The organism is Streptomyces sp. NPDC001970, from assembly GCF_053594115.1.
In genome coordinates this window covers 1-16,689 of the sequence record NZ_JBSFDW010000001.1, presented here as the reverse complement: position 1 = coordinate 16,689, position 16,689 = coordinate 1, and the positions used below count along the sequence as shown (strand labels likewise).

General features: G+C 66.5%; 19 protein-coding genes and 1 pseudogene. 14 read left to right on the top strand and 6 right to left on the bottom strand.

The window, feature by feature from the left end; all coding sequences use genetic code 11:
• Together ACWCP0_RS00100 and ACWCP0_RS00095 are read right to left on the bottom strand one after the other, a co-directional pair.
• Nucleotides 1–561 carry a hypothetical protein gene (locus ACWCP0_RS00100; RefSeq protein ID WP_451076602.1) on the bottom strand — a complete coding sequence of 187 codons (561 nt, stop codon included), beginning with the start codon at nucleotides 559–561 and terminating at the stop codon, nucleotides 1–3.
• Nucleotides 562–585: 24 nt separating this feature from the next.
• Nucleotides 586–2,166, bottom strand: coding sequence for a hypothetical protein (locus ACWCP0_RS00095; RefSeq protein ID WP_451076601.1), 1,581 nt, complete (start codon nucleotides 2,164–2,166; stop codon nucleotides 586–588).
• A gap of 493 nt (nucleotides 2,167–2,659) precedes the next feature.
• Here ACWCP0_RS00095 and ACWCP0_RS00090 point away from each other — a divergent pair, with 493 nt between their 5' ends.
• The 14 genes from ACWCP0_RS00090 to ACWCP0_RS00025 all read left to right on the top strand — a co-directional run bounded on the left by ACWCP0_RS00090 (nucleotide 2,660) and on the right by ACWCP0_RS00025 (nucleotide 14,647).
• On the top strand, nucleotides 2,660–3,538 hold the full coding sequence (locus ACWCP0_RS00090) for a hypothetical protein (protein ID WP_451076600.1): 879 nt from the start codon (nucleotides 2,660–2,662) through the stop codon (nucleotides 3,536–3,538).
• Between the two features lie 121 nt (nucleotides 3,539–3,659).
• Entirely contained in the window at nucleotides 3,660–4,373 is a 714-nt protein-coding gene (cpaB, locus tag ACWCP0_RS00085; protein WP_451076599.1) for a Flp pilus assembly protein CpaB, read from the top strand.
• A gap of 7 nt (nucleotides 4,374–4,380) precedes the next feature.
• Nucleotides 4,381–5,664: an AAA family ATPase gene (locus ACWCP0_RS00080; RefSeq protein WP_451076598.1), complete on the top strand. Its 1,284-nt coding sequence runs from the start codon at nucleotides 4,381–4,383 to the stop codon at nucleotides 5,662–5,664.
• Entirely contained in the window at nucleotides 5,661–6,098 is a 438-nt protein-coding gene (locus tag ACWCP0_RS00075; RefSeq protein WP_451076597.1) for a TadE/TadG family type IV pilus assembly protein, read from the top strand. Before ACWCP0_RS00080 ends, ACWCP0_RS00075 begins: the two co-directional genes overlap by 4 nt.
• Nucleotides 6,099–6,101: 3 nt before the next feature.
• Nucleotides 6,102–6,470, top strand: coding sequence for a TadE/TadG family type IV pilus assembly protein (locus ACWCP0_RS00070; protein WP_451076596.1), 369 nt, complete (start codon nucleotides 6,102–6,104; stop codon nucleotides 6,468–6,470).
• Nucleotides 6,471–6,521: 51 nt separating this feature from the next.
• Nucleotides 6,522–7,859, top strand: a complete 1,338-nt coding sequence (locus ACWCP0_RS00065) for a CpaF family protein (RefSeq protein ID WP_451076595.1) — start codon at nucleotides 6,522–6,524, stop codon at nucleotides 7,857–7,859.
• Between the two features lie 17 nt (nucleotides 7,860–7,876).
• Nucleotides 7,877–8,815, top strand: a complete 939-nt coding sequence (locus tag ACWCP0_RS00060) for a type II secretion system F family protein (protein ID WP_451076594.1) — start codon at nucleotides 7,877–7,879, stop codon at nucleotides 8,813–8,815.
• Nucleotides 8,816–8,828: 13 nt separating this feature from the next.
• Nucleotides 8,829–9,701, top strand: a complete 873-nt coding sequence (locus ACWCP0_RS00055) for a DUF5936 domain-containing protein (RefSeq protein WP_451076593.1) — start codon at nucleotides 8,829–8,831, stop codon at nucleotides 9,699–9,701.
• 29 nt (nucleotides 9,702–9,730) lie between these two features.
• Nucleotides 9,731–11,086 (top strand): sensor histidine kinase, encoded by a 1,356-nt coding sequence (locus ACWCP0_RS00050; protein WP_451076592.1) that lies wholly within the window; start codon nucleotides 9,731–9,733, stop codon nucleotides 11,084–11,086.
• Between the two features lie 46 nt (nucleotides 11,087–11,132).
• Nucleotides 11,133–12,305: a response regulator gene (locus ACWCP0_RS00045; RefSeq protein WP_451076591.1), complete on the top strand. Its 1,173-nt coding sequence runs from the start codon at nucleotides 11,133–11,135 to the stop codon at nucleotides 12,303–12,305.
• A 230-nt stretch (nucleotides 12,306–12,535) separates the two neighbouring features.
• Nucleotides 12,536–12,736: a hypothetical protein gene (locus tag ACWCP0_RS00040; RefSeq protein WP_451076590.1), complete on the top strand. Its 201-nt coding sequence runs from the start codon at nucleotides 12,536–12,538 to the stop codon at nucleotides 12,734–12,736.
• A gap of 11 nt (nucleotides 12,737–12,747) precedes the next feature.
• Entirely contained in the window at nucleotides 12,748–13,389 is a 642-nt protein-coding gene (locus ACWCP0_RS00035) for a pilus assembly protein TadG-related protein (RefSeq protein WP_451076589.1), read from the top strand.
• Nucleotides 13,390–13,446: 57 nt separating this feature from the next.
• Nucleotides 13,447–14,022 (top strand): hypothetical protein, encoded by a 576-nt coding sequence (locus tag ACWCP0_RS00030; RefSeq protein WP_451076588.1) that lies wholly within the window; start codon nucleotides 13,447–13,449, stop codon nucleotides 14,020–14,022.
• Between the two features lie 4 nt (nucleotides 14,023–14,026).
• A complete protein-coding gene (locus ACWCP0_RS00025) occupies nucleotides 14,027–14,647 on the top strand; it encodes an OmpA family protein (protein ID WP_451076587.1) in 621 nt (206 codons plus the stop codon).
• Nucleotides 14,648–14,709: 62 nt separating this feature from the next.
• On the opposite strand, the gene ACWCP0_RS00020 is transcribed toward ACWCP0_RS00025, so the two are convergent.
• The 4 genes and pseudogenes from ACWCP0_RS00020 to ACWCP0_RS00005 form a co-directional block, all read right to left on the bottom strand.
• Nucleotides 14,710–15,126, bottom strand: coding sequence for a type II toxin-antitoxin system VapC family toxin (locus tag ACWCP0_RS00020; protein WP_451076586.1), 417 nt, complete (start codon nucleotides 15,124–15,126; stop codon nucleotides 14,710–14,712).
• Entirely contained in the window at nucleotides 15,102–15,431 is a 330-nt protein-coding gene (locus ACWCP0_RS00015; protein ID WP_451076585.1) for a hypothetical protein, read from the bottom strand. The genes ACWCP0_RS00020 and ACWCP0_RS00015 overlap by 25 nt, the downstream gene beginning before the upstream one ends.
• 67 nt (nucleotides 15,432–15,498) lie before the next feature.
• Nucleotides 15,499–15,690, bottom strand: a complete 192-nt coding sequence (locus tag ACWCP0_RS00010) for a hypothetical protein (protein ID WP_451076584.1) — start codon at nucleotides 15,688–15,690, stop codon at nucleotides 15,499–15,501.
• Between the two features lie 11 nt (nucleotides 15,691–15,701).
• Nucleotides 15,702–16,219 (bottom strand): annotated as a pseudogene (locus ACWCP0_RS00005) (DUF5753 domain-containing protein).
• Nucleotides 16,220–16,689 lie beyond the last annotated feature (470 nt).

Below are 16,689 nucleotides of genomic sequence, written 5' to 3'. Positions count from 1 at the left end.
CTAGCCGTTCGCGGCCTTGAGGACCGTGACCGAGTCGATGATCCTTTTCAGATCTCCGTCGTCGAGCCGGCCCTTGACGGCATCGATGCGCACCGCGTACGCCTTCTTTTCCGCGTCCAGGCCCGTGACGATCACACCCTTGACCCGGTCGCCCTTCTCCGTGAACTCGAAGTCGATCCGGCGGGCCTCCTGCGTGCCGTTCGGGCCCGCGACCTGGATCTCTTCCTGTCCCTTGAGCGTGGATCCGAGCGCGACACCGGCCTCGGCGCCGATCGCCGCCTCCTCGGCCGAGTCGGCGTTCGTGAAGCCGAGCTGGACGGTGATGATGCCGACCGTCTTGCCGCCCTCGATCAGCGTGGCCGCAGCGGCGTTGAACTTGTTGCGCTCGGCGTCGCCCTGCTCCTTGAACGCCGGCGGGTGGGCGACGGTGACGGAGGGGGTCTTCAGCGTCCCCCAGCCCTCGGGCGTCGTTCCTGCGGTCGAGTCCGACCCGCACGCCGTGGTGGCCAGCAGGGCCGTGGCCGCGACCAGCCACCCGGTCGTCTTCTTCGTGCTGCTCATGGCGTGTGTGCTCCTGTCCCGGGATCAGTTCGCACAGTAGCTGTACGGGACGTAATCGCGGCCGTCTCCTCGTGGCGCTCCGAGGAATTCCGCGTCGTTGAGGACTTCCTCCTTCTTCTCGGTCGAGACCGAGAATCCGAGGCTCAGACCCAGGTTCAGCTCGAAGCCGTACTCCGCCGCCTCGGTCTTGCCCGTGTACGTCGTCCGGCTCGACAGCCCCTCGTCGAAGAGCAGCTGACCGAACGTGTCGTCGTTGCCCGGACGCTTCGTGGGGGCGTGATCGTCGAACATGTAGGTGAAAGGCATGCCGTACTTCCCCTTCCCGTCCAGCCACTCCTGAGCAATCGCGCGCTGTTTCGCCCCTTCGGCGCCCGGCGGGATGACCACGGAGTTGGTCACGACCTCGATCCCGGTCTCCTGGTCGCTGCCCTTGGCGCTTGCATTGCCGCCGCGCTTGTCGTCCTTGTCCTTGCCGTTGTCGCCGCCGACCTTCACGCCGTCCTTGGTGGCGCCCTTCTCGACGGTGCTGGTCATGTCGATCCGCAGGAGCTCGCCGGTCTTCTTGTCGTGCGTCACGGTGATGGTGCCTGTCCGGGTGGTCGACGCGGACGACTCACCGCTGATCACTCCAGCTTCATATCCGACCTTGGACCCGTACTCGATCGAGGCGCTGTACGTGTACGACTTGGTGCCCTTGTAGTTGTTGTCGGTCCAGGTCCCCTCGGGTGAGAACTTGAAGTTGCCGCCGAGTGTGGCACTCAGCTTCTTCTCGTCCGCGGCGGACAGCTTGAGACCGGCTGCCGCGCTCACCTCGAGGCCGACCTTGCCGTAGCTGATGTGACGGTTGCCGAGCTTCTCCTCGATGCGGTTGCGCAGCTTCTCCTCCTCGGCCATGGGGCCCTTGCCGAAGAGATAGAGGATGCTGTTCCCGAGGCCGCCGCCCCGGGCGTTGGCGTGCCGGTTGGTCAGCTCGTACGTCTTGAGCATCTCGATGTCGTCGCGGAACGCCTTGGCGTCCGCTTCGCTGTCGAAGACCCAGGTGTCCCCGTTGGTGACCTTGATCCCCGCACCCAGCTCGACCTTGTCGGAACCGAACTTCCCGACTTTGGCGCCAGGCTTCCAGTCCTTCTTGGCTGCGATCGAGGCGGCGTCGGTGAAGGTCATGAAGACCTGCTGGTCGTTCTCGTCGACCTTGCCGTCCTTGTTGATGTCGGACTTGGCCTGGAAGGTCTGCTGTTGGAAGCCGTACTCCTCGCCCCACTCGATGAAGAGCAGCTTCCCCTTGGCTCCGGCCTTGTCGCTGATGGACGAGATCTGGCAGAGCGGAGGCTCGTAGTCGGCGTCGGTCTTGGGGCGGGCCCGCTCCTGGGTGCCGTTGTCCGAGCCGCAGGATCCGCCGGTGATCACGCACTTGATCTTGTCACCGATGAGCTGGCCGACTCCAGTGACGCTGACGGCGCCGATGACCGCAACGACGACCACGAGCATCCCGATGTACTCGGTGGCCGTGACCCCCTTGTCGTCGAAGTGGAGTCCGGTCCGACCGTTGGTCCGTCGCTGTCTCTCAGCGGGTGGAATCCGCTCTTCCTCGTCCAACTCATCCATGCCGACGCCCCCCTGAGGCCGTGTGTCCGCCGTGACCGGAATCGGAGATTACGCAGCGGCGGGAAGGATGGGCGTGGGCCCGGGGACCCCATTTCGGGCCCAGGCCGTTGATTGGGCCCGCCGGCGACGCAAGGGCACCTCTCAATTCGGTCATTCCAACCCTCCCAGGATCAATGGGTGTTGAATGGAAACCCTTCGGCGAGGGGACCGGAATTCGATCTTGATGTGGCGTCAGTGCTCTGTGCTGGCGAAATGGGTCGAGGTGAAAGTCAAGCGGAATCGCGGCAGGGTAAGTCGCCCAGGTGGTACAGAAGTAAACAACCTTCGGTGCGGCCCGGATTCGCCGGTGAGCATTGCGTGTGGGTTACCGCACTGGGGCCTGAAACCTGTTCTCTGCCTCGTAAGACGTGGATAAGGTGCTGAGGCAGAAGCATTGAGCAGGAGGGAACTGCGGTCGCCGGGACGCCGGCGGCCGGAGCTGAACGGGGAACCTGTGCCGACCGCAATCGCTGTCACCAGCGCTGACCTGGTGCTACCACCGACGGATCATCAAACGCCGACCGCTGCACTGTTGCATGCGCCCGGAGACCAGCCGCTCGACGCGGCCCTGGCCGACATGGCCGTACTGCTGGAGCAGCACGGCTACGTCATCGCGCTCTATCCCGCCTCCATCACGGCTGCACATGAACGCCGCCTGCACACCGTCAGATCGGTGTTGGAAAGCAGCCGTATAGCCCTCCTCAAGCTGGATCTCCCGCCGCTGGGAGTCGCCGTACTCGTCCGTCAGTTGCGCCAGCTTTCCATCTGCGACTTCGGCGCCGGAGTGGTCGCCTCCGCGGCGCGCCTGCTCTCTCACTACATCTACGCGGGTGCAGTGCTGAACTCGGTCACGAGGCTCGACCGGGTGCCGGTAAGTCTCAAGTCCCATGCCAAGTCATGGGTTCCAGGGTCGCAGTTCGGGGTGCTGGCCACCCCCAACCCGCAACTGATCAAGATCGGGGGTGGGGAGCTGGTCGGTCCGGAGTTCGCCACCCAGCTGTTGGTTGCGAAGGGGCAGCTGCAGACGGACTGGGTGACCTCGACCCTGGCGCCGGGGTGGCGGGTCCAGGGCGTGCAGGAGTCGGCGCTGCCGGGTGACTCGCCCAAGTGGTGGGGCACGGCCAAGGTGGTCGAATTCGCCGCCTTCCTGCCGGACATCTCCGTTCTCTACCAGCTGGTTTCGTCTGTTCGGCGAGAGGTCTGCTCCTGGTGCGGAATCGAACTCATCGGTGATCGCTGCGGGTTCTGCTCGGCTCCCCTCGCACCTCCCGAGAACCAAACACACGCCCCAGGTGTCCTGAACCAAGGGGCCTCCATGCAGCACGGCTCGTAGCCGACGGCCGGCATCGCTCCCGGCAGCAGCACTCTCCGGACCGGTCGCCGCAGCCCAGACACGTGCACAGTCCTGATCTCCGTCCACTCCGTCCACGTTCCTGAACGAGGGTCTTCCGCTCATGAATTCACGTCAGCGCCGCGGTGTCATACTCCTGCTCCTGTCGGTCCTCTGCGCCTTCGGTGTGTTCGCCGGTGTCCTGTCCGTCATCAGCGACGTGAACTCGAAGGTGGGGCCGGAGGTCACGGCGTACCAGTTCAAGTCCGACGTTGCCCCCTATACGCCGCTGGACGCAGGACAGTTCGAGAAGATCCAGATGCCCAAGCGGTGGCTGTCGGGGAACGCCGTCACCGACTTGTCGGTGGTCGACGGCAAGATCGCAGTGACACAGCTCAAGAAGGGGTCGCTGCTCCAGGACGACATGTTCATCAAGAAGCCGGCTCTCGCCAATGACGAGCAGGAGATCGCCATCATGATCGACGCCGCCACGGGTGTGGCGGGCAAGATCACTCCTGGAGCGCTGGTCAACATCTTCGCCACCTTCGGCGGACAGAACGAGGGCGGGAAGGACCAGTCCCGGATCATCGTCTCCAACGCCAAGGTCATCGACGTCGGCAAGCTCACCGCTCTGGAGCCGAGGGGCGACGACCGCGGTGCCCAGCCCGCCAAGGCTGTTCCCATCACTTTCGCGCTGAACACGAAGGACGCGCAGCGCCTCGCCTACGCCGAGTCCTTCGCCGAGCACGTCCGGCTGGCCCTGCTCGCCAAGGGCAGCCCGATCACACTCGGTCCGGGCGACGGCACCTACACCCTCGACGAAGACAAGAACAAGTGAGGGCTGAATGACGACACGAATCCTCCCGGCAGTCGGGGACGCCGACGCCGCGCGGTCCATCACCACCTTGCTGAGCCAGCTCCCCGACGCAGAGCCGGCAAGCCCCGTCGGTGACTCGACCACGCTTCTCGACACCCTGGCTCGGCTGGCCGGGGAGTCGATCGACGAGCTGCCGGAGGTCGTGCTGGTCCACGAGCGGATCGGTCCGGTGCCGGCGCTCGAGGTGATCAGGGAGGTCGCCCTCCGCTTCCCGGCGGTCGGCGTCGTGCTCATCACCGCCGATGCCAGCCCGGGGCTGTTCTCTGCCGCCATGGACTCAGGCGCGCGGGGCCTGATAGGGCTCCCGCTCAGCTACGAGGAACTTGTCACCCGCGTGCAGGCGGCGGCGGCCTGGTCCGTGGGCGTGCGACGTCACCTCGGTCAGGGAAACGACGTCTTCACAGGACCGGGCGGCACCGTCGTCGCGATCGCCGGCGGCAAGGGCGGCGTGGGCACGACGGTGGTCGCCGTCCAGCTCGCGCTCGCCGCCCGTGCCTCCGGCCAGAACACGGCACTCGTCGACATGGACCTGCAGGCCGGCGACATTGCCTCGTTCCTGGATGTGCAGTTCCGGCGCTCCATCGTTGACCTGGCCGGTATCCAGGACATCTCCCCCCGCGTCCTTCAGGACGCGGTCTTCAACCACCAGACCGGTCTCGGCCTGCTGCTCGCCCCCGCCGAGGGCGAACGGGGAGAAGAGGTGACCGACCGCGTCTCCCGCCAGGTCGTCAGTGCTCTTCGCCAGCGGTACCAGGTCGTGGTCATCGACTGCGGCTCCCAGATGAACAGTGCCAATGCGACGGCCGTCGAGATGGCTGACGCGGCAGTGCTGGTCACCACACCGGACGTCGTGGCCGTCCGCGGGGCCAAGCGCATGGTCCGCCTCTGGGACCGGCTCCAGATCCGCAAGGCCGAGGAGACCGTCACGCTCGTCAACCGCTACACCCGCACCACCGAGATCCAGCCACCGCTCATCGAGCGGATCACCGGCACCCGGGTGGCGCGCGTCGCCGTCCCGTCGAACTTCAAGGAGCTCCAGGGCGTGGTCGACGCCGGCCGCATGCAGGACCTGGAGGCGAAGAGCACGGTCAAGCAGGCTTTGTGGGCTCTGGCGGGAGAGCTGGGCCTCATCAAGTCGGCGGAGGACGAAGGCAAGGGCGGGAAGCCCGCGAACGACCGGGGGTCACTCTCCTTCGGGCGACGGTCGCGAGGCGACACATCCAGAGACGGGAAGAGGGGCACAGGGGGATGAGAACCGGAAGGCTCGACGTGCTCGCCGCCGCCGTCATCGGACGGCGGCTCGGTGTGCGGCATCGCGAACGGGACCGGGGGCAGACGGCGGTCGAGTTCGTCGGCATGCTGCCGATCATTCTGGGGACGTGCGTGATGCTGTGGCAGGCCGTTCTCTACGGCTACACGTACACGCTCGCCGCCAACGCCGCGGACAGGGCGGCCCACGAAGTCGCGGTCATGCAGGGTGACCAGAGCTGGACAGCCGAATGCAACGAGGGCGCCCGGCTTGGTCTCGCGGACAACGACTTCAGGTTCGCTGCCGACTGCGATCTGGACGAGGCGCACCAGTCGGTGCGTGCGTCCGTCGAGGTCCCGGTCCCGGTGCTGCTTCCCGGCTTTATCGACTTTCCGTTCTCGGTGACCGGCGAAGCCAGTTCGCCGCAGGAGGGCTGACCGATGGCCGAAGCCACCAGGCACACCAGGGATCGCGGACAGACCGCTGTCGAGTTCATCGGGTTCCTGCCCTTCCTGATCCTGATCGGGCTCGTGGTGATCCAGCTCGGGATGGCGGCCTACGCCATCCAGCAGGCCGGTACGGCGTCCCGTACCGCGGCCCGTATCGCTTCTCACGACAACGCGGGTGACCCCGTGGCGGCCGGCAAGGCGGCGGTCAGTGACTGGATCCGCGGCGGCACGGCTATCCGTATGGGCGGTGGTGACGCGTACGACGAGGTGAAGGCAACCGCGAGGGTCGACATCCCGTCGATCGTCCCCGGCCTTGATTTCGACCCGGTCGAGCGGTCGGCCACGATGCCGCGCGACTGACCGGGGCGCCGCCCCGGTCGAACAGTCAAGTACAGCAGGGAGTTGTGGACAATGAGTCTTCTGGAGCGCAGGGGCGCCCCCGAGGAGAACGGCGGGAGCCGTGAGGACGGCCATCTCGTCGCCACCTACCGGGCGAAGCTTCTCCAGGAGATCGACCTTGCGGAGATGTCCGCCCTTGCCGCGGCCGAGCGCAGGGTGCGACTGGAGCGCGTCCTCGGCCACATCATCAGCCGCGAGGGGCCTGTTCTCTCCACGGTCGAGCGTGCCCAGCTCATCCGCCGGGTCGTCGACGAGGCACTCGGCCTCGGCATCCTCGAACCCTTGCTGGAAGACGCCTCCGTCTCCGAAATCATGGTGAACGGGCCGGACCAGATCTTCGTAGAGCGCGGCGGTCGGGTCGAGCTTCTCCCGATGCGCTTCGCGTCCAACGAACAGCTCATGCAGACCATCGAGCGCATCGTCTCCACGGTCAACCGTCGTGTGGACGAAGCGAATCCCATGGTCGACGCCCGGCTCCCCAGCGGCGAGCGTGTCAACGTGATCATTCCGCCGTTGTCGCTGACCGGTGCGACGCTCACCATCCGTCGCTTCCCGCGTGCCTTCACCCTGCGCGAGATGATCGGACTCGGCTCGCTGGACGAGCACATGCTCCACCTGTTGTCCGGCCTCGTACAGGCCAAGATGAACATCATCGTCTCCGGCGCCACCGGTACGGGAAAGACCACGCTGCTGAACGCGCTCTCGGGGTTGATCCCGGAGGGCGAACGCATCATCACCATCGAGGACTCCGCCGAGCTCCAGCTCCAGCAGTCCCATGTGATCCGGCTGGAGACCCGTCCGCCCAACGTCGAGGGCAAGGGTCAGATCACCATCCGCGACCTGGTCCGCAACTCCCTGCGTATGCGCCCCGACCGCATCATCGTCGGTGAGGTTCGTGGCGGCGAAACGCTTGACATGCTCCAGGCAATGTCGACCGGTCACGACGGGTCGCTCGCCACGGTCCACGCCAACAACGCCGAGGACGCACTCATGCGTCTGCAGACACTCGCCTCGATGTCGGAGGTGGAGGTCCCTTTCACCGCGCTGCAGGACCAGATCAACAGCGCCCTCGACGTGATCGTCCAGCTCACCCGGCACGCCGACGGATCTCGCCGGATCACCGAGATCGCGATCCTCGACTCGCACGGCCGCGAACCCTTCAAGATCGTCTCTGTCTGCCGGTTCCTCGCCCAGCCGATGGCCGCCGACGGAAAGATCTACGGCCAGTTCGAGTACTACCCGCTCCCGCGCCGCATCGCGGACCGCCTCTACATGGCCAGCCAGCCCATCCCGCAGGCCTTCGGCGTCGCACAGTCCGAAGACCAGCTCGCCACCCGAGAAGCCAAGTAGCAAGTAGGAAGCCTGGAATGGATAACCTCGCGCAGCTGACCATCGGGGCCACGCTGCTGTTCTGCGTGCTCGCGACCGCGGGCCTTCATACGTACGTATCGGGCAAGGCGCAGCGCGAAGCGCTCGTACACCGGCTGTCGTCGACCCAGCAGGTGCCTGCCGTGGGGCGGCGCCGACGTTTCCAGGGCGTCGATCGGCGGCTGAAGGGGACCAGTTTCGGCAAGAAGGTCGACAACAGGCTCGCATCCACGGGTCTCGACCTGACGCCCGGCGAGTTCTTCGTCTACATGCTCGCGGCCATCGCGGGATTCTGGCTGCTGGCCAGTGCCATGCTCGCCCCCTTCTTCGGGCCGATCGCCGCACTGGTCGCCCTGTGGTCGGCGTTCGCGTTCCTCAACTGGCAGCGTCAGAAGCGCATCGAGCGCTTCATCAACCAGCTCCCCGAGCTCTCCCGCATTCTCGCCAACGCCACCCAGGCCGGCCTGGCCCTGCGGATGGCGCTCGCCATGGCCGCCGAGGAGCTCGAGGAGCCGGCCGGTGAGGAGCTGGGGAAGGTCGCCAACGCCCTGGCCGTGGGGCACTCCATCGACGACGCTCTCGGCGAGCTGTCGGACCGGCTGCCCTCCCGGGAGCTCGTCGTGCTGGTCACCACCCTCGTCCTGTCCAACCGCTCAGGTGGAACGATCGTCAGCTCCCTGCGCAACCTCACCGAGACGCTGGAGGAGCGCAAGGAGACCCGGCGTGAGGTCCGTACCCAGCTGTCCCAGGTGACGATGACCGCCTACATCGTCCCGGGCATGGGCCTCGGCTGCCTGCTCTTCATCGACAACCTGTACCCGGGTGCCCTCGACAAGATCACCGCCTCCGCCTTCGGGCAGGTCGCGGTCCTCATGTCCCTGGCGCTGTACGGCTTCGGGTTCTTCCTCGTCCGCCGCCTCGCCAAGATCCAGATCTGAGAGGGCTCCGCTGATGGAACTGCTGCTCGCACTCGGCGCCGGCCTGTGCACCGCGGGTGTCTTCTACGGCATCAAGCTGTACCGCGCCGACGCGAAACTCCCCGGCGACCTCGCCATCGCCCTTGAAGTGGGCTCCAGCCGCACCAGCGCCGTCGGCGGTGGAATCGACCGCCTCGGCATGCGCTATGCGCCAGCGGTACTGCGCATGATGGGGCCCAAGCAGGTCAACAAGCTGCGTGTGAAACTCGACATGGCCGGTAACCCGGGCGGACTCACCGTCGACCGGTACGCCGCCCGGCGCGCCGTCTATGCCTTCGTGGGGGCGCTCGGCGGACTCGCCATGCTGACCAACGGGCACCCGATCCTGGCCCTCATGTTCGTGGCCTTCGGCATCTGGTGGATCGAGATCGGCATCTGGTCGGCCATGCGGGAGCGCAAGGCGGCCATCGAGCGCACGCTCCCCGACTTCCTCGACGTCCTCGCCGTCGTCGTCTCCGCCGGACTCGGCTTCCGGCAGGCCCTCGACCGTGTGGCGGAGAAGTACCAGGGACCGTGGGCCGACGAACTCAAGATCACTCTCCGTCAGATGGACATGGGGGTGAGCCGGCGCGATGCGTTCGAACAGCTCCGCAAGCGCAATTCGTCCGACCAGGTGGCCCAGTTCGTGACTGCGCTGCAGCAGGGCGAGGAGCTCGGTGCGCCGATCGTCGACACTCTCATCGCCATCGCCAATGACATGCGCAGGACGGACGCGCAGAATGCCCGTCGCAAGGCTGCCAAGGCGGTCCCGCAGGCGACCGGCATCGTGACCATGGTGATGGTGCCGGCCACCATCCTGCTCATCGGTGTCGGCATGTTCCTGGGCTCCGGCCTGAGTATCGGCTGATGGCTCCGACGGGGGAAGGAGAGAGGAGCATGGCGATACACCGGGCGTCCACGGACGCCTCGGCACTGGTCGTGACGGGTGGGAGCAGTCTTCTCGGCGGACCGGCCGGATCGGTGTCGGACGCGGAGCCCGCGCTCAAGATCCAGCTGAGCGCCCTGCAAGCGATGTGCCGACAGGTGTTCGGGTTCAGGCTCGCCATGATCGCTCTCGCGTCGCCCTTTGCGCTCCACCGGCTGGAGAAGGGCTGGCCGACCTGGATCGTCGGGTTCGCCATCCTGGTCACGTTCATGGGGTCGTATCTGCTGTTCCGCGACTGGGAACGGTTCGGGCCCGCGCTGCTCAAGCACCCGTCGCTGCTCGGCATCGACCTCTTCTTCGGGGCGCTGCTCCTGCTGACCGCCACACCGGCAAGCCCGCTGAGTTACGTCACCATCTGCACGCCGCTGCTCGCCGGACTCGTCTACGGCTGGCGGGGCGCGGGCTTCTTCGCCGCCCTCACCGTGCTTTTCGTGGCCATCGCGTACGGCGCGAACGAGCAGCTCGAGGCCTCCCTGGCCGACTCCAGCCTGCTGCCGGGCCTGTGCGCCATCGTCGGCGCGGTCGGCGTGAGCCTGCGCGGAATGATGCTCCGCTTCGGTACGGCCACCCAGGCACTGAGCGAAGTGCGCTCCCGGCTCGCGGTGAACGAGGCGGTGGAGGGCGAACGCGCCCGGCTGGCACGGGAGATGCACGACTCCGTCGCCAAGACCCTGCACGGCGTCGCCATGGCCGCGGACGGACTGGCCTCGTCCGCCGACCGCATGGACCCGCTCACCGTCAGGCACCAGGCGGAACTCGTCGCCCGCTCCGCGCGACGCGCGGCGGCGGAATCGCGCGAACTGCTCTCCGATCTGCGACGCCAGAGCGACCTCGGGTCCACCGGTGTCGACGTCGTCAGGGAACTGGGCGCCCGTACCGATGACTTCGCCAGGAAGACCGGCCTGCGTGCTGCCTGGCGCATCCTCGGGGACGGCGCTGTCCCCGAAGTCCCGCACGCCGTCGCCCGTCAGCTGCTGACCATCGCCTCCGAGGCGATGGAGAACGCCCACCGTCATGCCCACCCGAGCTATGTGGATGTCGCGGTGGGCGTGGTCGACGGCGCGCTCCGCATCAGCGTCTACGACGACGGCGCGGGGCTGCCCCCCGGTACCACGCTCGACGAGCTCAAGCGGGCCGGCCACTTCGGTCTGGTCGGCATGGTCGAGCGCGCCGCCGGGATCGGGGCCCGCATCCGCATCGGGCGCGGCCGCGCCGCCAAGGGCACCGAAGTACGCCTCGAGATCCCCGTCAACGCGCTACCACCCGCCGGTCCGCAGAGCCAGCACGCTCCACCGCTCGCCGGCTGATCCCCCCACCCACGCACGTCCCCTACACCCGAGAGGAGGCCGCACGATGTCGGACGACATCTCCTACACCTCAGGGCAGCATCACGCGCCCTCGTCACACGTGTCCCAGCACACGTCGTCGCACAGCACACCGATCCGCTCCGAGCACACCCCAGCTCGGGTTCCGCTCCTTCCGCCGACAGCGGCATCCGGAGGATTCCCAGCCCTCCCCACCCCAGCCGCACCGACCCCCCTGCGGGTCGTCGTCGCGGACGACAACCCCGTCGTCCGAGCAGGTCTTCAGGTCCTGCTGTCAGGCCGCGACGACATCACGGTCGTCGCGGAGGCGGCTGACGGCCGCCAGGCCTACGAAGCCGCCCAGCAGCACCGGCCGGACGTCGTACTCCTCGACGTACGCATGCCCGGCGTCGACGGCATCTCCGCCCTCCCGCACCTCGTGCGCATCGCACCCGTGATGATGCTGACGTACAGCCGCGAGAACGCGATCGTGCAGGAGGCGCTGCGCCTGGGCGCGGGCGGCTACCTGGTGCACGGCGAGTTCACGGCGGACCAGCTCGTGAGTGCCGTGCGGGACATCAAGGAGGGCCGCCCGCACTTCACCGCCTCGGCGGCGAACGCCCTGCTGGCCCATATGCGCGGCGGTCCCGCGCCCAATGAGGCCCAGCCGCTGCCTGAGGGCCTCGGGCAGGCCTTCACCGGCGCGGTGCCTCAGGTGGGCCCGGGGCCGGGCGGGGGTGCCGGGTCGGGACAATTTCCGCCAGTGCCACCCATTGGTGCAACTGCACATGGTGGGTACCCGCAGAACGAACAGTCACAACCAGCCAATACCGGTGCTCCCGGCGGCGCTTATGTCTCGAATCCGTTGCAGGCGCCGCCCGGCACTTCGCAAGTGCAACCGAATGTGCCACAGTCTATGGGTGTGCAGCGGGATCCCCGCATGCACCCGGCATCGGCAGTATCGGCACAACCCGCAAGGTCCAAGGAAGAGTTCGGCCTGAGTTCCAGGGAGGTGGAGGTGATGGACCTGATCGCGGCAGGCATGACCAATCAGCAGATCGCCGCCACCTGCTTCATCAGCGAGAAGACCGTCAAGAACCACATCAACCGCATCTTCGCCAAGCTGCACAGTGCCAGCCGCAGCGAGGCGATCGCCGTCTGGCTCGGCACGGCCCGCGGCCGCGGCGGCGACGACCGAAGGGGGACAGCCGGCCATGCGTGAACGGGGGATGGAGCGTGTGGGTCTTCGGGCCCACGTCGCGGAACGGGAGGCCCAACCTTCGCTTTGGGCCTTGGATTGGGCCCTGGGACCCTCTTCCGGGCCCCCCGATCGGGCGTACGTTTCTCGTGTCGAAAGCGGCACCGGCCAGGAGGAAGCCGGAACCGCGGAAGGCGCCACAGAGACTTACGAGTCGGCCGGCAAGCGGTCGGCCGGACCCGGAGGGGAACATCATGAGCAACTGGGCGAACACCACCGTCGCGTACCTGCAGGCTCGCCTCAACGTCAAGAGCGACAAGGGCCAGACCGCGGTCGAGTACATCGGCATGCTGGTGGCGGTCATCGCGATCATCGCGGTCGTGGCCGGCATGACGGACATCGGCGACACGATCGGCCAGAAGATCCAGGAAGTCGTGGGCACCGCCGGCGGCTGATGATCGACTCTATGGCACGGAAGCGTCGCGAGGCAGGGCAGGCTCTCCCCATCTACATCACGGTGGTGGCGAGCCTGCTCTTCCTCGCGTTCGGCTATTTCGTGGTCGGTAAGGCCGCGGACAAGCGATCCGACGCCCAGGGTGCCGCCGACGCCGCCGCGCTGGCAGCCGCCCAGGAGGCACGGGACCAGATCGGGCGGGATCTCCTCGCATCGCTCCTCAACCCGGCCAACTGGAAGGACCTCATCGAGGGCCGGGGCTTCGGATACGGCCAGTCGTGTGCCGAGGCAAGCCGCTTCGCGGCGGAGAACGATTCGAACGTGCTCCTGTGTGACCGTTACTACGGTTACCGCGACGGATTCACTGTAGAAGTCGAAACGGTTGACGCCGTGGGTGATTCGGTGATCCCCGGAACTGAGAACAAGAAGGGGACAGCCCGGGCCAGGGCCATCATCGAGCCGCGATGCACCTTCGAGGAGAAGCCGAAACCGGACGATGGCGAAGATGCCGACGAGGGTCGGGGGAACGACAAGCCAGACTTCCCCGGACTGCTGACCTGCAACGGCAAAGACATGCCGATCGACCCGGAGAACCTCGACTTTTTCCCGGACGTAGCGGACCTTTTCACTGTCCGTCTCGTCGATGCCGACTGACCCGATCGAACAACTATCAGAGGAACTGTAGAGATGAGCATGCGGAAGTTCTCGCCGGTGCGGGCGGCGGCGGCCGTCACGGCGGCTGTGGCCCTGACCTTCACATTGGCGGCTTGCGGCGGAGGGGACGACAAGGCTGGCGACGACGCCGGTACTCAGTCCGAGTCCCCCGGCAAGGGCGGTTCGGAGCAGCAGGAGCAGGGCAACAAGCCGCAGGAATCCGAGACGGTGATCGCGACCATCAAAGGTCAGGACGAGATCACTCTTGAAGTGACCTCCGTCGTACGTGATTCCGGTGGCTTCGTCACTGTGAAGGGCCACGTCAAGAATGCCGGCGACAAGGACTTCTACGGCACCAAGATGTGGACAGGTCCCGAGCTGGACATCAAGAAGGGTGCCGGTGGCAGCTCGATGGCTGGCGCCACGCTGGTGGACAAGTCGGAGAAGAAGCGCTACTACATCCTGCGCGACACCGAAAACCGACCCCTGGCGACCACCGGCATCCCCGTTCTGAAGGCCGGTTCCACCACTCCGGTCTTCATGCAGTTCCCGGCGCCTCCGGAGAGTACGACCGAGGTCGACTTCGAGATGCCGACCTTCGCGGCCAGCACTCTCAAGATCACGGGTGAGTGACGGCATGCGCACTGGAACCAACCTGCGCCGCGGACGGACGGCGGTGATCGGCTCATTGGTCCTCGCGCTGTCGGTGGTCACGGCCCCTCTGGCTCTGGCCGACGACAATCCTCGACCGTCCGCGTCCTCAGTAGCGATCGAAAAGATCGACGCGAACGATCCTGATCTCCAGATGGTGGACGGAGCCACGCTTGCTCCGCCGAAGGTCCTTGAGATCAAGACGGTCGTCGGCGACGAGGCTGGCGAGGAGACCCGTGAGGACAGCAATTCGGACGTCAAGTTCGCTCTCCAGGCCGAAGTGCTCTTCGGTAAGGACAGCGCCAAGTTGAGCAGCGCGGCCAATGCCCGCATCACAGCCATCGCGGATGAGATCAAGAAGCAGAACCCGAAGGAAGTCCGCATCTTCGGCTTCACGGACAACCTCGGTTCTTCCGCCCACGGCGATGTGCTGTCCAAGCAGCGCGCGGATGCGGTGCACAAGGTGTTGTCTCAGCAACTGGGCTCGGGCATCACATACGAGATCCGGGGCTATGGCGAGCAGTACCCCATTGCCGACAACAACACCGAGGAAGGCCGCAAGAAGAACCGTCGCGTGGAGGTCTCCTTCCCGCGCGGCACGAACTGACGCCGTGCAGACATCGGGCCGGGCCACAACTCCTGTGGCCCGGCCTCTGCCTGTGCCTCTGCTCAGACGCCCTCGATGTGCACTCTGTTACCGCAGAGCTTCATCATGTCGTCGACAGCCGAAGTCAGAATGATGCGTGGCCCGCTATAGCTCAATGCCGTGGCAGCAACAACGGCGTCGATGGCGTACTTGTGCCCATGCAGGTTCGCGTTGCGCAACAGGTCGATCGCGCTCCAGGTGAGAGCTTCGGTGACCGGAATGACTTCGAGGCGCGACACGTACCAGCGGAATCGCTCCATCCGAACACTGGTGTGCCATGCCTCGATGAGCGTCAGGTCGCTCACCGCAACCAGCATGTCCTTGGCCTGAGCCGCTCTGACGAAAGCAGTGACTTGTGGGTCGGCGTTCACAGCCTTCGACAAGCCCTCACCGTCGAGCAGCAGGATCCCGTGGCTCAGCTGGCCACGCGGCCGTGCCATGTGTCGTCCCCCTGGTCGGTGTCGCCGTCGTTCTCCGACGCTGCGAGAGCCTCGGCCGCGCGGATGGCCTCAGCGGCGCGGTCCTGCATGGCCTGAGGAATCGGGCCGACCTCTTCCTCGCTCGCCTGCAATAGCTCTTCCAGCAGGTCACGCTGTATCTGCCGCTCGACGGCCGCACTGACATAGGCCGAGAAGCCTCGTGCTCCGACGCGCGCCTTCACGGCCGCGATCCGACCAGCGGGCATGGAAACGCTGACTTTCTGGGCCGGGCCCTCGTCCGGGCCGTACTCCGGGGGAGTGTCCATGAAGCGAGAGTAGCAAATCATGTAGCAATCGGCATCGGCTCCGGCCGGGATCCCGTGGAGCCAAGGCTCAGAGCAGGTGGTCCGCCTTGCCGGCCTTGATGTCGCGGATCAGGTTCCGCAGGGCCTCGCGGCTGTCGGTGAGGTATCGATCCTCCTGGCCGAAGACGGCTATGTAGCTGTTGCCGTCGTCGTCGGTGCCGAGCCGGTAGCAGCTGGCCCCTTCCCCGCAGAACGGCTCTTCCCATGTGACGTCGGGCATGGAGCCCCTCCTCAGAGACGACGCGCGATGTCGTGAATGAAGTCCCGCGATGCTTGGGGCGCGAGCGCGATCCGTTCCATCCAGTCCATGTGCGCACGATACTTTGCCAACTGAGCGTCGCCGTACAGCAATTCAGGACCGTGTGAACTGTCGATCTGGACCGTGTCCAGTTGAGGACCGGGCCCTCGGCGTAGTTGACAGTCTGGCCGGCGCCAGGGAACGCCCCGGCCTCGAACGGGATGACTCGTAGCGTGATGTGCTCGCGCTCGGACAGCGTAATCAGCTGCTCGAGCTGGGTGCGTGCCACCTTGCGGCCACCGAACTGCATCCGCAGCGCCGCTTCGTGTATGACGCCGACGTACTCCTGTGGGCTGTCACCCTCGAGGACCTGCTGCCGTTCGACACGGTGGGCCAGCCGGAGGGCGACTTCGTGTTCGGGCAGCGGCGGGATCACGACTCGGAAGACGGCGAGGGCGTGGTCGGTGGTCTGAAGAACCCCTGGAATGTGAACCGAGTGGGCCGACCGCACTCGTGGCGGAGCCCCGCAGCGCGGGCATCGCACGGAATGCGATCACCTCTGCACTGAACGCACACCGCCTCGCCCCGTACGCTCTCCCCGCCACGCATGCAGTCACCGAACTGATCTGCGCGGCAGCGAGGTTGACCCCCGATGAGGACCTATACGTTTCCCTTCGCCATCGCGACGACGTACTCCGCCTCGTCGTGTGGGACCAGCACCCCTCACACAGTGATCCCGACGCAGGAACCGTGTGCCGGAAGCGCCGCCGCCGGGCGCTCTGGCTGCTTGCCGCGGTCGTGGACGACTGGGGTGGGGGTGGGGCATGTGCGACGCGCGCCCTCCGCACCATGGGACCGAGTCCTGGGTCGTACTGCCCCGCTAGAGCCAACGCCGTTCAGTTAGGGCGGAGTCGGGTGTGTCAAGAGGTGTCCGTGAGCATGGTGATGCTGATGGTGGCCTTGTAGGTGGTCCGGTCGATG

Coding starts and splice junctions, on each gene's coding strand:
- ACWCP0_RS00065 (WP_451076595.1), top strand. CDS start 6,522: ATGAGTCTTCTGGAGCGCAGGGGCGCCCCCGAGGAGAACGGCGGGAGC.
- ACWCP0_RS00025 (WP_451076587.1), top strand. CDS start 14,027: ATGCGCACTGGAACCAACCTGCGCCGCGGACGGACGGCGGTGATCGGC.
- ACWCP0_RS00045 (WP_451076591.1), top strand. CDS start 11,133: ATGTCGGACGACATCTCCTACACCTCAGGGCAGCATCACGCGCCCTCG.
- ACWCP0_RS00015 (WP_451076585.1), bottom strand. CDS start 15,431: ATGGACACTCCCCCGGAGTACGGCCCGGACGAGGGCCCGGCCCAGAAA.
- ACWCP0_RS00100 (WP_451076602.1), bottom strand. CDS start 561: ATGAGCAGCACGAAGAAGACGACCGGGTGGCTGGTCGCGGCCACGGCC.
- ACWCP0_RS00060 (WP_451076594.1), top strand. CDS start 7,877: ATGGATAACCTCGCGCAGCTGACCATCGGGGCCACGCTGCTGTTCTGC.
- ACWCP0_RS00050 (WP_451076592.1), top strand. CDS start 9,731: ATGGCGATACACCGGGCGTCCACGGACGCCTCGGCACTGGTCGTGACG.
- ACWCP0_RS00070 (WP_451076596.1), top strand. CDS start 6,102: ATGGCCGAAGCCACCAGGCACACCAGGGATCGCGGACAGACCGCTGTC.
- ACWCP0_RS00055 (WP_451076593.1), top strand. CDS start 8,829: ATGGAACTGCTGCTCGCACTCGGCGCCGGCCTGTGCACCGCGGGTGTC.
- cpaB (WP_451076599.1), top strand. CDS start 3,660: ATGAATTCACGTCAGCGCCGCGGTGTCATACTCCTGCTCCTGTCGGTC.
- ACWCP0_RS00040 (WP_451076590.1), top strand. CDS start 12,536: ATGAGCAACTGGGCGAACACCACCGTCGCGTACCTGCAGGCTCGCCTC.
- ACWCP0_RS00020 (WP_451076586.1), bottom strand. CDS start 15,126: ATGGCACGGCCGCGTGGCCAGCTGAGCCACGGGATCCTGCTGCTCGAC.
- ACWCP0_RS00010 (WP_451076584.1), bottom strand. CDS start 15,690: ATGCCCGACGTCACATGGGAAGAGCCGTTCTGCGGGGAAGGGGCCAGC.
- ACWCP0_RS00035 (WP_451076589.1), top strand. CDS start 12,748: ATGGCACGGAAGCGTCGCGAGGCAGGGCAGGCTCTCCCCATCTACATC.
- ACWCP0_RS00075 (WP_451076597.1), top strand. CDS start 5,661: ATGAGAACCGGAAGGCTCGACGTGCTCGCCGCCGCCGTCATCGGACGG.
- ACWCP0_RS00095 (WP_451076601.1), bottom strand. CDS start 2,166: ATGGATGAGTTGGACGAGGAAGAGCGGATTCCACCCGCTGAGAGACAG.
- ACWCP0_RS00080 (WP_451076598.1), top strand. CDS start 4,381: ATGACGACACGAATCCTCCCGGCAGTCGGGGACGCCGACGCCGCGCGG.